Below are 14623 nucleotides of genomic sequence, written 5' to 3' on the forward strand. Positions count from 1 at the left end.
GGCGGTGATGCGCAAGATGCTGGTGATTCTCAACGCCCGCGTGCGTGACGCTCAAGGCGGATCGATCCCCGCCTGAAGCCAGCCCCGTGCGCGCTGCAAGAGGCTGCCGGCCAGCGGCCGGCACTACCGTGCGTGGCTGCCGGAGGAGCCGAGACTCTGCCTCAACACAGTTGCTACAGGGACGTATTCACGGCGTCCCCCAGACAATCCACCCGCCCGGCCAAGCCAAGCATCGCTGAACCATCACCGCAGAGGGGGCTCAGCCCGTTGGCCGTGAAACCTCAGTACCCCGCCGCCTGCCCATCCTTGCGACTCTCCGAAGCTCCGTAATAAACCCCGGTCTCGGGATCGCGCATGATCGCCTGGTACCCGCCGTACGGGCCGTCGGCGAACACAATGCGATGCCCCTTGCGCATCAGCGCACGCACTGTCTCGTACGGGAATCCGGTTTCCAGATTCACTTCGCCACCATCGGTCATCGCCGTGGCCTGCCCGGTAGGTTCGGTCGAGCCCTCGTGCTGGATGCGCGGCGCATCGCCGGCTTCCTGCAGGTTCATGCCGAAATCCACCAGGTTCATCACGATCTGCGCGTGGCCCTGCGGCTGCATCGCGCCGCCCATCACGCCGAAGCTGGCGTAGGGCTTGCCGCCCTTGGTGATGAACGCCGGGATGATGGTCTGGAACGGGCGCTTGCCCGGCGCGTAGCCATTGGGATGGTTCTTCTGCAGCACGAACATCTCGCCGCGATCCTGCAGGATGAACCCCAGTCCCGGCGGCGCCATGCCGCTGCCCATGCCGCGGTAGTTGGACTGGATCAACGACACCATCATGCCGTCGGCGTCGGCCACGGTCATGTAGATGGTGTCGCCCTCTTCCAGCTGCTTCGGTGTGCCAGGCTGCACCTCCTTCAGTGCCTTGTCCATAGAGATCAGCGCGCGGCGCTGCGCGGCGTACTCCTTGGAAATCAGCTTCTGCACCGGCGCCGGCTGGAACGCCATGTCGGCGTAGAAACGCGCACGGTCGGCGAAGGCGAGCTTCTTCGCTTCAACGAACAGATGCACGTGTTCCGGCGAGCCGAACGGAATCTTCGAGAAATCGTAGCCTTCCAGCACGTTGAGGATCTGCAGGGCGGCGATGCCCTGGCTGTTCGGCGGCAGCTCCCACACGTCGTAGCCGCGGTAGTTGCTGCTGACCGGCTCGACCCACTCACCATGGTGGTCGGCCATGTCCTGGTAGCTGAGGTAACCGCCATTGGCCTTGAAGTAGTCGCCGATGGTGCGGGCGATATCGCCCTTGTAGAAGGCGTCGCGACCGCCATCGGCGATCTTCTGCAGGGTGCTGGCCAGGTTCGGGTTCTTCCACATCTCGCCCTTGCGCGGGGCGTGGCCGTTGATCGTGAACTGCTCCTTGAAACCCGGGTACTGCGACAGCTTGGGCACCGAGCGATCCCAGTAGTAGGCGATCACTTCGGCCACCGGATGGCCCTCGCGGGCGTAGCGGATGGCCGGGGCCAGGTTGTCGGCCATCGGCTTGCGGCCGAAGCGGTCGTGCAGCGCGAACCAGCCGTCGACGGCGCCGGGCACGGAGACCGGCAGGGGGCCGGTGGCCGGGATGTCCTTCAGGCCACGGCGCTGGAACTCGGCCAGGGTCAGCGACTTCGGCGAGCGGCCCGAGCCGTTGTAGCCGTACAGCTTCTGCGTCTTTGGGTCCCAGACGATGGCGAACAGATCGCCACCGACGCCGTTGCCGGTGGGTTCCATCAGGCCAAGCGCAGCGTTGGCGGCGATTGCCGCGTCCACCGCAGAACCACCGCCCTTCATCACGTCCAGCGCGATCTGGGTCGCCAGCGGCTGCGAGGTGGCCGCCATGGCGTGCGGGGCAATCACCTCCGAGCGGGTGGCGAAGGTGTGGCCGGTGATGCGGTCGGCGGCAGAGGACAGCGCGGGCACGGCGGCCAGGACGGCGGCGGGCAGCAGGGTACGGGCAAGGCGTCGGGACACGGTCGGGTTCCGATGGAAGGGTGGTTCCCCGATCTTCGCTGCTGCGGCCTTCACGTGGTATCCGGCAGAGGTCATGGGCGATGGTCTTCCGGTGGGTGCGGACCAAGGTGCGCCCCGCCCAAGCGAAACCGCTGCGGAATCTGCGCAAAAAACGCCCGGAAAAGAGTGAATTCGGGTTCACCGAAACGATTTCACCGGCAACCATCCTTGTGCCGCAAGCGATTGCGCTGGATGCAGCCGAAACCGCAATTATTTCTCCAGCGAGGGTTGACACCGCCGAAATGGCTGTGTTTCTCTCGATCACATGTTGCATCACAACACACCACCGCGAACCCACACCGAAGCCGCCGACACCGGCGCCGCATCGCTGCGTTCGATTCTTGTGCTCGTACTTATTACCCAACCCACAGGTGCGGGACGAGCCAGCGTGTAAGCAACAAACACACCGGAACTCATCAAAAACCCGCACCCGCCCCGGTGCGGGTTTTTTCATTTCAGGACCTGGTTTCAGACGCAACCACCATGAACACCGCCACCTTCAAAACCAGGACCTGCACCACCACGACGCCTCGTGGTGGCTGTGCCTGTGCGATGCGCGGCACCTCCTCCACCACTTTCCCCTGACCGGCCGGCATGTCACCTCGACGACCGGCCGTTCTTTTTTCTTCCCACCGCAAGGAACCTCCCCCATGAGCACCAACGACCTGCCCCAGACCAAGATCGCCGTCATCGGCTACGGCAGCCAGGGCCGCGCCCACGCACTGAACCTGCGCGAATCCGGCTTCGACGTGGTGGTAGGCCTGCGTCCGGGCGGCCCGACCGAGGTCAAGGCACAGGCCGACGGTTTCACCGTGAAAGCACCGGCCGATGCAGTGAAGGATGCCGACCTGGTCGCCGTGCTGACCCCGGACATGGTGCAGAAGAAGCTCTACGACGACGTGCTGGCGCCGAACATGAAACAGGGCGCGGTGCTGTTGTTCGCGCACGGCCTGAACGTGCACTTCGACATGATCAAGCCGCGCGAGGACCTGGACGTGGTGCTGGTCGCGCCGAAGGGCCCGGGCGCGCTGGTGCGCCGCGAGTATGAAATCGGCCGCGGCGTGCCGTGCATCTGGGCGGTCTACCAGGACAAGAGCGGCAAGGCCGCCGACTACGCCCTGGCCTATGCCGGTGGCCTGGGCGGCGCCCGCGCCAACCTGATCCAGACCACCTTCAAGGAAGAGACCGAGACCGATCTGTTCGGCGAGCAGGCGGTGCTGTGCGGCGGTGCCTCGGCACTGGTGCAGGCCGGTTTCGAGACCCTGGTCGAAGCCGGTTACCAGCCGGAGATCGCCTACTACGAAGTGCTGCACGAACTGAAGCTGATCGTCGACCTGTTCTACGAAGGCGGCATCTCGCGCATGCTGGAGTTCATTTCCGAGACCGCGCAGTACGGCGACTACGTCAGCGGCCCGCGCGTGATCGACGCCGGCACCAAGGCGCGCATGAAGGAAGTGCTGAAGGATATCCAGGACGGCACGTTCACCAAGAACTGGGTGGCCGAGTACGAAGCGGGCCTGCCGAACTACAACAAGTTCAAGCAGGCCGACCTGGAGCACCCGATCGAAAAGGTGGGCAAGGAACTGCGCGCCAAGATGGTCTGGTTGCAAGGACAGGCCGCGTAACCGCGCGGCCCTCCCCCACCCGCTTTGCAAGGTTCCCCCATGAACGCTTCCACACATCGCAGCACGCCGCCCAACGGCGCGCGCTGGCTGACCCAGGCGCTGGAGGCCGAAGGCGTCCGCACGCTGTTCGGCTATCCCGGTGGCACCATCATGCCGTTCTACGACGCGCTGGTGGATTCGTCGCTGCGCCACATCCTGGTGCGCCACGAACAGGGCGCGGCACTGGCCGCCAACGGCTTCGCCCGCGCCAGCGGCCAGGTCGGCGTCTGCGTGGCCACCTCCGGCCCCGGCGCTTCGAACCTGGTGACCGGCATCGCCGATGCGATGCTGGACTCGGTGCCGATGGTCTGCATCACCGGCCAGGTCGGCACGCCGCTGCTGGGCACCGACGCCTTCCAGGAGCTGGATGTGTTCGGCCTGACCCTGCCGATCGTCAAGCACAGCTGGCTGGTGCGCAGTGTCGATGACCTGCCGCGGGTCGTGGCCGATGCGTTCCGCATCGCCCGCGAAGGTCGTCCGGGACCGGTGCTGATCGATCTGCCCAAGGACGTGCAGCTGGCCGATGCCAGCCATCTGCCGGCGCATGTGCCGAGCAGCGTCGAGCCGCCCACCGCCCCCGCCGACACGGCCATCGCCGAAGCCATCGCCGCGCTGGCGGCAGCCGAAAAGCCAGTGGTGTACGCCGGTGGCGGCATCGCGCTGGGCGATGCGGTGCAGGACCTGCGCGATTTCGTCGAGGCCAGCGCCATCCCCACGGTGATGACGCTGCGTGGCCTGGGTGCATTGCCGGCGCATCATCCGCAGTCACTGGGCATGCTGGGCATGCACGGGACCCGCGCGGCCAACATGGCGGTGCAGGAAAGCGACCTGCTGCTGGTGCTGGGTGCCCGCTTCGATGACCGTGCCACCGGCAAGCTGGCCGAGTTCGCGCCGTTCGCCCGCGTCGTCCATATCGATGCTGACGCTTACGAGATCTCCAAGCTGCGCAGCGCCGATGTCGCCGTGCCCGGCAATGTCGGCCATGCGATCCGCGCGCTGGGTGCGGCCTTCCCCTCCCCCAAGGCCCACCAGGAGGCATGGCGCAAGCGCTGTGCGCAGCATCGCGATCGTTTCGCCGCCCGCTACGACGCACCGGGCCAGCACATCTACGCACCGGCCCTGCTGAAGCGCCTGAGCGAGCTGGCACCGGCCGATGCGGTGATCGCCTGCGATGTCGGCCAGCACCAGATGTGGGTGGCACAGCACTGCCGCTTCAACCATCCCCGCAACCATCTCACCAGTGGCGCGCTGGGCACCATGGGCTTCGGCCTGCCGGCGGCGATGGGCGCGCAGTTCGCCTGCCCCGATCGTACCGTGGTGCTGGTGTCCGGCGACGGCAGCTTCATGATGAACGTGCAGGAGCTGGCCACCATCGCGCGTTGCCGCCTGCCGGTGAAGATCGTGCTGCTGGACAACAGTTCACTGGGCATGGTGCGGCAGTGGCAGGAGCTGTTCTTCGCCGAGCGGTACAGCGAGATCGACCTGTCCGACAACCCGGACTTCGTGGCGCTGGCGCAGGTGTTCGGCATCGCCGCCACCCGCATCGACGCACGCGACGACGTTGAAGGCGGCCTGGCCGCGCTGCTGGCCGAACCCGGCCCGGCCCTGCTGCACGTAGCCATCGACGCACGCGCCAACGTGTGGCCGCTGGTGCCGCCGAACACCGCCAACAGCACGATGCTGGAAAGCAACCCCGCCCACGCCCGCCAGGAGACCCCCAATGCACTACCGGCTTGACCTGGTGCTGCACCCGGCCGAAGGCGCGCTGCTGCGCGTGATCGGCATGGCCGAACGCCGCGGTTTTGCACCGCGTGCGATCAGCGGTGCGCCGGTGGCCGCCGACGATGGCCGTTGGCATCTGCAGCTGGTAGTGGATGGTGAGCGCCCGGCGGAAACGCTGTGCCGGCAGATCGAGAAGATCTACGACTGCGTGTCCGTGCAGGTCACCGCCGTGGAAGGAGTATCGCCATGAACGCCCGTACCGTAGCGACCACGGTACCGGTACGGAGGCGTCTTCTTCGCCGCCCGTGCCCGCATGCGGTGGTCGCCTGCTCCGCGCTGGTGGCCCATGCCGGCCGCTGATGCCAGCCACGAAAGCGATGTCGGCGACGTAAGCGTTGCCGACGTACTGGCGGCGCAGGCCCGCCTGCGCCGCTTCCTGCCGCCCACCCCGCTGCACCATGCCGAGCGCTTCGGTACCTGGCTGAAGCTGGAGAACCTGCAGCGCACCGGTTCCTACAAGGTACGCGGCGCGTTGAATGCGCTGCTGGCCGGCCGCGAGCGCGGCGACACCCGCCCGGTGATCTGCGCCTCGGCCGGCAACCACGCCCAGGGCGTAGCCTGGGCCGCCTATCGCCTGGACGTGCCCGCCATCACCGTGATGCCGCACGGCGCCCCGGCAACCAAGATCGCCGGCGTAGCTCACTGGGGCGCGACCGTGCGCCAGCATGGCAACAGCTACGACGAGGCCTATGCCTTCGCGGTGGAACTGGCGCAGCGCCACGGCTATCGCTTTCTATCCGCGTTCGACGATGCCGACGTGATCGCCGGCCAGGGTACGGTCGGCATCGAGCTGGCCGCGCACGCGCCGGACGTGGTGATCGTGCCGATCGGCGGTGGTGGCCTGGCCTCCGGTGTCGCGCTGGCACTGAAATCGCAGGGCGTTCGCGTGGTGGGTGCCCAGGTGGAAGGCGTCGATTCGATGGCACGCGCGATCCGTGGCGATACCCGCGAGATTGCCCCCGTCGCTTCGCTGGCCGACGGCGTGCGGGTGAAGATCCCCGGCTTCCTGACGCGCCGCCTGTGCACCTCGCTGCTGGACGACGTGGTGATCGTGCGCGAGGCCGAACTGCGCGAAACCCTGGTCCGGCTGGCGCTGGAGGAACACATCATCGCCGAGGGCGCCGGCGCGCTGGCGCTGGCCGCCGGCCGCCGCGTCGCCGGCCGCCGCAAGTGCGCGGTGGTCTCCGGCGGGAATATCGATGCCGGCGTCCTGGCCGGCCTGCTCACCGACATCCGCCCGCGCCCGCCGCGCAAGCCACGGCGACGGCGCAGCGACACCAGCCGCACACCACCGCGCTCCCCCAGCAAGGCCAGCGCCCCCGCATCCCCTGCCTCTTCCCCTTCCCACCTGCAAGCCGTCGCACCCGCTGTCGAGGAGATTTCCCTGTGACCACCATCGAACGAATTACCACCCCGCGCATCCGCATCTTCGACACCACCCTGCGTGACGGCGAGCAGTCCCCCGGCTGCAGCATGAGCCCGCCGCAGAAGCTGGTGATGGCGCGTGCGCTGGACGAACTGGGCGTGGACATCATCGAGACCGGCTTCCCGGCCAGCTCGCAGTCCGACCGTGAGGCGATGGCCCTGATCGGCCGCGAACTGCGCCGCCCGAGCCTGAGCCTGGCGGTGCTGTCGCGCTGCCTGCAGGCCGACATCGAAACCTCGGCACGCGCACTGGAAGCGGCTGCCAACCCGCGCCTGCACGTGTTCCTGTCGACCAGCCCGCTGCACCGCGAGCACAAGCTGCGCATGACCCGCGAGCAGGTACTGGAGTCGGTACGCAAGCACGTATCACTGGCACGCTCGTACATCGACGATGTCGAATTCTCGGCCGAGGATGCCACCCGCACCGAGCTGGATTACCTGATCGAAGTTTCGCGCGCGGCCATCGCCGCCGGCGCCACCACCATCAACCTGCCCGACACCGTCGGCTTCACCACGCCGGAAGAGATCCGCGCGATGTTCCAGCAGGTCATCGCCGGCGTCGCCGACGTTCCCAACGCCGCCAACGTGATCTTCAGCGCGCACTGCCACAACGACCTGGGCCTGGCCGTGGCCAACTCGCTGGCTGCCATCGAGGGCGGCGCGCGCCAGGTCGAATGCACCGTCAATGGCATCGGCGAGCGCGCCGGCAACTGCTCGCTGGAGGAGATCGCGATGGTGCTGAAGGTGCGCCAGGCCTTCTACGAGCAGGACAGCGCGATCAACACCCCGCGTATCGTCGGCACTTCGCAGCTGTTGCAGCGCCTGGTCGGCATGCCGGTGCAGCGCAACAAGGCCATCGTCGGTGCCAACGCCTTCGCCCACGAATCGGGCATCCACCAGCACGGCATGCTGCGCCACCGTGGCACCTACGAAATCATGCGTCCGGAAGACGTGGGCTGGGAAGACTCGCAGATGGTGCTGGGCCGCCACAGTGGCCGCGCCGCCGTCGAGGCGCGCCTGCGCGCGCTGGGCTTCTGGCTGGACGAAGACGAACTGAAGCTGGTGTTCGAGCAGTTCAAGGGCCTGTGCGAACAGCAGCGCGTGGTCACCGATGCCGACCTGCAGACGCTGATGCAGGGCGGCTCCAATGCGCAGGGCTACCGCCTGGCATCGATGACCATCAGCGACGTCGGCAGCCGCGCCAACGCGCTGGTCGAACTGTCCGACCCCGATGGCAACCGGGTGGCCGAGACCGCGCAGGGCGACGGCCCGGTCGATGCCTTGTTCGGTGCGCTGTCGGCCGCCACCGGCGTGCAGCTGATGCTGGACAGCTACCACGTGCACAGCGTCGGCATCGGCGCAGATGCACGTGGCGAGGCCAACCTGAGCGTGCGCCACGAGGGCGTGGAGTACGACGGCACCGGTACCAGCAAGGACATCATCGAAGCCTCCGCGCTGGCCTGGCTGGATGTTGCCAACCGCCTGCTGCGCCAGCGCCAGGCCGCCGCCCACAGCAGCACCGACGTTCCCACCCCCGCGACCGCCTGAGGAACCCGACATGAGCGCCTTCGACACCCCCACCCCGGCCAGCGCCGCTGGCCAGCAGTGGAACGCCCAGGACTATGCGATCGACGCCGGCTTCGTGCCGCTGCTCGGCGGTGCGGTAGCGCGCCTGCTCGACCCGCGCGCCGGTGAACGCATCCTCGACCTGGGCTGTGGCGATGGCGTGCTCAGCACCGAACTGGCGCTCAGCGGCGCACGCATCCACGGTGTGGACGCATCGCCGGAGCTGGTAATCGCCGCGCGCGCGCGCGGTGTCGATGCGCAGGTGATGGACGGCCACGCACTGTCGTTCGACAGCGAGTTCGATGCCGTCTTCAGCAATGCCGCCCTGCATTGGATGGGCACGCCAGACCGCGTGCTGGAAGGCGTGCGTCGCGCCCTGCGCCCCGGCGGCCGCTTCGTCGCCGAATTCGGCGGCCACGGCAACGTCGCCACCATCATCGCCGCGGTGCAGGCCGCGCGCGTGGCGCATGGTCACGGTGCCAGTGCCTTCCAGTGGTATTTCCCCAGTGCCGATGCCTACGCCGACCGCCTGCGCCAGCATGGCTTCCAGGTGCAGCTGATCGAGTGCACGCCGCGCCCGACTGCGCTGCCAACCGGTATCGCCGGCTGGTTGCGGGTATTCGCTGCGCCGTTGCTGGACGACCTGCCCGCCGAGGCCCGCGCCACCGTGCGCGAGGCCGCCACCGCGTTGCTGGCCGATCTGCCACGCAACGCCGCCGGCCAGCCGTTGGCCGACTACGTGCGGCTGCGGGTGCTCGCCCGTCGCCGCTGACATGATCCGTTCGTTATCTTCCCCGATGTCCGCAACTTCGTACTTCTGCCAGGCACACGCATGACTTCCGCACCCCGCACCCTGTACGACAAACTGTGGGACGCCCACGTGGTGGTTCCCGAATCCGACAGCGCGCCCGCCGTGCTGTACATCGACCTGCACCTGATCCACGAGGTGACATCACCGCAGGCGTTCACCGAGCTGCGCGAGCGCGGCCTGTCGCCGCGCCGTCCGGACCGCACCAAGGCGACGATGGACCATTCGACGCCGACCCTGCCGGCCGCCGCCGACGGCACCCTGCCCTACGCCAGTGCCGCCTCCGAAGCACAGGTCGCCACGCTGGCACGCAACTGCGCCGAGCACGGCATCGAGCTGTTCGACATGGCCTCGGACAATCGCGGCATCGTTCACGTGATCGCCCCGGAACAGGGCTTCACCCAGCCCGGCATGACCATCGTCTGCGGTGACAGCCACACCTCCACCCATGGTGCGTTCGGTTCGCTGGCGTTCGGCATCGGCACCAGCGAAGTCGGTCATGTGCTGGCCACGCAGTGCCTGCTGCAGCGCAAGGCCAAGACCTTTGCGATCACCGTGGATGGCCCGCTGGCACCGGGCGTCGGCGCCAAGGACGTGGTCCTGCACATCATCGGCGTGATCGGCGTCAACGGCGGTACCGGCCACGTGATCGAGTTCCGCGGCAGCACCATCGAAGCGATGGACATGGAACAGCGCATGACCCTGTGCAACATGTCGATCGAGGCCGGCGCCCGTGCCGGCATGGTGGCGCCGGACCAGATCACCTTCGACTTCGTCGCGGGCACCCCGCGCGGCCCCAAGGGCGCCGAGTTCGACGCCGCCGTGGCGCGCTGGCAGCAGCTGCGCAGCGATGACGGCGCACGCTTCGACAGCGAAGTGCACATCGACGCCGCCGAGATCCGACCGACCCTGACCTGGGGTACTCACCCGGGCACCGCCATCGCGGTGGATGCGCCGATTCCCGCAGCCAACGATGCGGCCGCCCAGAAGGGCCTGGACTACATGCACTTCCAAGCGGGCAAGGCGCTGGCGGGTACTCCGGTGGACGTGGTGTTCGTTGGTTCGTGCACCAATGGACGCCTGAGCGACATGCGCGAAGTGGCGCAGGTACTGCGTGGCCGCCGCGTCGCCGAGCGGGTGCGCATGCTGGTGGTACCCGGTTCGGAGATCGTCAAGCGCGAGGCCGAGGCCGAGGGCATCCATGAGATCGTGCGCGCGGCCGGTGCCGAGTGGCGCGAGCCGGGTTGTTCGATGTGCATCGCCATGAACGGTGACCTGGTCGCCCCCGGCCAGCTGGCGGTGAGCACCAGCAACCGCAACTTCGAGGGCCGCCAGGGCCCCGGTTCGCGCACCCTGCTGGCGTCGCCGATGAGCGCGGCATGGGCCGCGGTGAACGGCCAGGTGGCCGATACCCGCGAGCTGTTCGCACAGGAGGTCGCGTAATGGCCGGTTTCCGTACCCTGAGCTCGGCCAGCGTAGTGCTGCGCCAGACCAACATCGACACCGACCAGATCATTCCGGCGCGGTTCCTGTCCACCACCGAGCGCGCCGGCCTGGGCCGCAACGCCTTCAATGACTGGCGCTGGCAGGCCGACGGTTCGCCGGTGGCCGACTTCGCCTTCAACCAGCCGCACAATGCCGGCCGCAGCATCCTGCTGGCCGGGCGCAACTTCGGCTGCGGTTCCTCGCGCGAACATGCACCGTGGGCGCTGACCGACCTCGGCCTGCGCGCCATCGTCAGCAGCGAGATTGCCGACATCTTCCGCGGCAATTCGCTGAAGAACGGCCTGCTGCCGATCGTGCTGGACGAGGCCGACGTGCAGGCGCTGATGCAGCGCCCGGACGATGAACTGACCATCGACGTGGCCACGCGCGAACTGCGCACGCCGGACGGCCGGGTCTATTCCTTCCCGCTGGATGGCTTCTCGCAGACCTGCCTGCTGGAAGGTGTCGACCAGTTGGGGTATCTGTTGGGCCGTGTCCCTGAAATCGAACGTTACGAGAGTGAGCATGCACGCTGAAATTGTTGTCCTGCCCGGTGATGGCATCGGCCCGGAAGTGGCCGCCGCGGCAGTTGCCGTGCTGAAGGCGGTCGCCGAACGCTTCAACCACACCTTTGCTTTCAGCGAACACGACATCGGTGGCATCGCCATCGATCGTCACGGCGAGCCGCTGCCGGCCGCCACCCTGGCCGCCTGCCAGGCCGCCAATGCCGTGCTGCTGGGCGCCGTGGGGGGCCCGAAGTGGTCCGACCCGAATGCCAAAGTGCGCCCGGAACAGGGCCTGCTGGCGATCCGAAAGGCGCTGGGCCTGTATGCCAACCTGCGCCCGGTGCGTACCCACGAGGCCGCGCTGCACGCCTCGCCGATCAAGGCCGAGCTGCTGCAGGGCGTGGACTTCGTGGTGGTGCGCGAACTGACTGGCGGCATCTACTTCGGCGACAAGACCCGCGACGCCGACAGCGCCAGCGACCTGTGCCGCTACACCGTGGCCGAGATCGAGCGCGTGCTGCGCAGTGCCTTCCGCCTGGCCCAGCAGCGCCGTGGCAAGGTCACCTCGGTGGACAAGGCCAACGTACTGGAGACCTCGCGCCTGTGGCGTGACGTGGCCGCACGCATCGGCCGTGAAGAATTCCCGGACGTCGCGTTGGAACACCAGCTGGTTGATTCGATGGCCATGCACCTGCTGGCCAAGCCGCGCGAGTACGACGTGATCGTGACCGAGAACATGTTCGGCGACATCCTCACCGATGAGGCCTCGATGCTGGCCGGCTCGCTGGGCCTGCTGCCGTCGGCCTCGCTCGGCGAGCCGGGCGCGGTCGGCATCTACGAGCCGATCCACGGTTCGGCGCCGGACATCGCCGGCAAGGGCATTGCCAACCCTTACGCGACGATCTTCAGCGCGGCGATGCTGCTGCGCCATTCGCTGGGCCTGGACGCCGAAGCCGCAGCGGTGGAAGCCGCGGTGCATGCCGTGCTGGACGAGGGCGTGTTCACCGCCGACCTGGCGGCCAAGGGCCAGGCGGTGAGCACCGCAGCGGCCACCGACGCGGTGCTCGCCAAACTCAACTGATCCGGCCTTTCCTTCGGACTTTGCGCGCAGCCACCCATGGGGTGGCTCTACTGTAGATCCACGCCATGCGTGGATGGTTCGAACCCCGCGAGTAGATCCACGCCATGCGTGGATGCAACCACATGCGTGGATGCAACCATCCGTGCCAATCCAGGTTGGCACCCACCACAGCGGTAGATCCACGCCATGCGTGGATGCAACCATCCATGCCAATCCAGGTTGGCACCCACCACAGCGGTAGATCCACGCCATGCGTGGATGCAACCATCCGTGCCAACCAAGGTTGGCACCCACCACAGCGGTAGATCCACGCCATGCGTGGATGCAACCATCCATGCCAATCCAGGTTGGCACCCACCACAGCGGTAGATCCACGCCATGCGTGGATGCAAGCATCCGTGCCAACCAAGGTTGGCACCCACCACAGGGGTAGCGCCACGCCATGCGTGGCTTCCTTACTTGGTGGTGTACCCACCATTGACCAGGATGGTCTGCCCGGTCATCCACCAGCCATCGGTGACCAGGAAGCGGATCCACGGCACGATGTCGGCGATGTCGGTCAGGCCGGTGCGGGTGAACGCCGAAAGCGCCGCTGCGGTCTTGTGGTACGCCTGCGCATCGGCACTCTCGGCCGGGTAGAAGAACGGCGTATCCATCGGGCCCGGTCCAATGGCCGTCACCGAGATGCCGCGCTCGCCGAATTCCTTCGACGCCGCACGGGTGAAGTGTTCCACCGGCGCCTTGGTCCCTGCATAACTGGAATAGAACGGCGTGTACGCACCCAGCAAGGAGGTGACCAGGGTGCAGATGCGGCCACCGTCGTTGACGTGGCGACCGGCTTCCTTGAGGAAGAAGAAGGCAGCCTTGGCATTGACCGCGCTCATCTCGTCGTACTCCGCTTCGCTGATCTCCAGCAGTGGCTTCTTCAGCACCTTGCCAACCGTGTTGATCGCAATGTCGGGGCGACCCACCGCTGCCACGGCATCGGCGAACAAGCGCTCCATTGCCGCCGCCGAGGTCAGGTCTCCCTGCAGGGCGACGGCCTTGCTGCCCGCGGCCTGCACCTCGGCGACGGTGGCTTCGGCATCGGCGTGGGCGGCGGCACTGTTGTAGTGGATGACGATGGCCTTGGCACCCTGGGCAGCGAAATCGCGGGCGAGCAGGCCGCCGAGATTCTTGGCACCACCGGCAATCAGCACGGTCTTGCCCTTGAGGGAATGGTCGGTCATGGCGTTGGTCTCGGGAGGAGGCTGCCCGGGGTGGCAACCCTGCCCTGACGACGATATCGTGCAGAAAATGCGGATAAAGCCCGCCACATTGACTTAACTTTCCAGAGCCAGCGAACAATGGACCGGATCGATCGCTTCCGCATCTTCACCCGGGTCGTGGAGTGCGCCAGCTTCACCCGCGCCGCCGACCAGCTCGGCCTGCCCCGCTCCACGGTGTCAGCGGCCATTGCGGAGCTGGAACAGCGGCTGGGCACGCGCCTGCTGCAGCGCTCGACCCGACGCGTCTCCACCACCCACGATGGCGACGTGTTCCATGCCCGTTGCCTGCGCCTGATTGCGGAGGTTGAAGACGCCGAATCGCTGTTCCGCCACGATGATGCGCAGCCGGTAGGCCTGCTGAAGATCGACGTGCCCAGCCGCGTCGGACGCCGCATCATCGCCCCGGCCCTGCCCGAGTTCTTCGCGCGCCACCCGCAGGTGGAGGTGGACCTGGGCATGACCGACCGCGCGGTGAACCTGATCGAAGACGGCTGCGATGCGGTACTGCGGGTCGGCCAGCTGGGTGACTCCAGCCTGGTGGCGCGCACGCTGGGCCAGCTCGACTTCGTCAACGTTGCCGCACCTGCTTATCTGCGCGAGCACGGCACACCACAACATCCTGCCGATCTGCATCTGCACCGTGCTGTGAACTACGCATCGCCGACCACGGCGCGGGTGGAACCGTGGGAATGGCAGGACGGCAGCCAGCTGCGCACGCTGCCGGTGCCCGGCTGGGTGCGGGTCAACAGCGCCGAGGCCTCGATCGCGTGCTGCGTAGCTGGGTTGGGCCTGCTGCAGATTCCGCGCTACGACGTGCAGGCCGAACTGCAGTCCGGTGCATTGGTTGAAGTGATGCCGCAGTACGTGGCGCAACCCTTGCCGGTGACCCTGTTGCAGCCGCACCGGCAGCACCGCGCGCAACGCGTGCAGGTCTTCATCGAGTGGTTGCTGCCGGTACTGCGAGCAGGCCTGCAATTGCGGTAGATCCACGCCATGCGT

The 14623-nt window shown here is 67.4% G+C and carries 12 protein-coding genes; 10 read left to right on the forward strand and 2 right to left on the reverse strand.

Annotated elements, in window-relative coordinates:
- Positions 1-281 precede the first annotated feature (281 nt).
- Entirely contained in the window at positions 282-2000 is a 1719-nt protein-coding gene (gene ggt / locus ACMZPQ_RS18755) for a gamma-glutamyltransferase (RefSeq protein WP_197583594.1), read from the reverse strand.
- 689 nt (positions 2001-2689) lie between these two features.
- On the opposite strand from ggt, the gene ilvC reads away from it, so the two are divergent.
- The 9 genes from ilvC to leuB all read left to right on the forward strand — a co-directional run bounded on the left by ilvC (position 2690) and on the right by leuB (position 12356).
- Positions 2690-3664, forward strand: a complete 975-nt coding sequence (gene ilvC / locus ACMZPQ_RS18760) for a ketol-acid reductoisomerase (RefSeq protein ID WP_197583592.1) — start codon at positions 2690-2692, stop codon at positions 3662-3664.
- A gap of 39 nt (positions 3665-3703) precedes the next feature.
- Complete coding sequence (gene ilvG / locus ACMZPQ_RS18765; protein WP_197583591.1) at positions 3704-5440, forward strand: acetolactate synthase 2 catalytic subunit; 1737 nt, start codon at positions 3704-3706, stop codon at positions 5438-5440.
- Positions 5424-5675, forward strand: a complete 252-nt coding sequence (locus tag ACMZPQ_RS18770) for an ACT domain-containing protein (RefSeq protein WP_197583590.1) — start codon at positions 5424-5426, stop codon at positions 5673-5675. The genes ilvG and ACMZPQ_RS18770 overlap by 17 nt, the downstream gene beginning before the upstream one ends.
- Positions 5676-5771: 96 nt before the next feature.
- Complete coding sequence (locus tag ACMZPQ_RS18775) at positions 5772-6875, forward strand: threonine dehydratase (RefSeq protein WP_197583588.1); 1104 nt, start codon at positions 5772-5774, stop codon at positions 6873-6875.
- Positions 6872-8458 (forward strand): 2-isopropylmalate synthase, encoded by a 1587-nt coding sequence (locus tag ACMZPQ_RS18780; RefSeq protein WP_414486244.1) that lies wholly within the window; start codon positions 6872-6874, stop codon positions 8456-8458. The genes ACMZPQ_RS18775 and ACMZPQ_RS18780 overlap by 4 nt, the downstream gene beginning before the upstream one ends.
- Positions 8459-8468: 10 nt before the next feature.
- Entirely contained in the window at positions 8469-9248 is a 780-nt protein-coding gene (locus tag ACMZPQ_RS18785) for a class I SAM-dependent methyltransferase (RefSeq protein ID WP_197583586.1), read from the forward strand.
- Positions 9249-9308: 60 nt separating this feature from the next.
- Positions 9309-10727, forward strand: a complete 1419-nt coding sequence (gene leuC, locus ACMZPQ_RS18790; protein WP_197583585.1) for a 3-isopropylmalate dehydratase large subunit — start codon at positions 9309-9311, stop codon at positions 10725-10727.
- Entirely contained in the window at positions 10727-11305 is a 579-nt protein-coding gene (leuD, locus tag ACMZPQ_RS18795; protein ID WP_049456961.1) for a 3-isopropylmalate dehydratase small subunit, read from the forward strand. Before leuC ends, leuD begins: the two co-directional genes overlap by 1 nt.
- Positions 11295-12356, forward strand: coding sequence for a 3-isopropylmalate dehydrogenase (leuB, locus tag ACMZPQ_RS18800; protein WP_197583584.1), 1062 nt, complete (start codon positions 11295-11297; stop codon positions 12354-12356). Before leuD ends, leuB begins: the two co-directional genes overlap by 11 nt.
- A gap of 455 nt (positions 12357-12811) precedes the next feature.
- Here leuB and ACMZPQ_RS18805 read toward each other — a convergent pair whose 3' ends face one another.
- Positions 12812-13585 carry an SDR family oxidoreductase gene (locus ACMZPQ_RS18805; RefSeq protein WP_197582881.1) on the reverse strand — a complete coding sequence of 258 codons (774 nt, stop codon included), beginning with the start codon at positions 13583-13585 and terminating at the stop codon, positions 12812-12814.
- 117 nt (positions 13586-13702) lie between these two features.
- On the opposite strand from ACMZPQ_RS18805, the gene ACMZPQ_RS18810 reads away from it, so the two are divergent.
- The gene (locus ACMZPQ_RS18810) at positions 13703-14608 is read left to right on the forward strand and encodes a LysR substrate-binding domain-containing protein (protein ID WP_197582882.1); all 906 of its coding nucleotides are present in this window, start codon (positions 13703-13705) and stop codon (positions 14606-14608) included.
- Positions 14609-14623 lie beyond the last annotated feature (15 nt).

It is taken from the genome of Stenotrophomonas maltophilia (genome assembly GCF_047497515.2).
In the GTDB taxonomy this organism is placed as follows: Bacteria; Pseudomonadota; Gammaproteobacteria; order Xanthomonadales; family Xanthomonadaceae; genus Stenotrophomonas.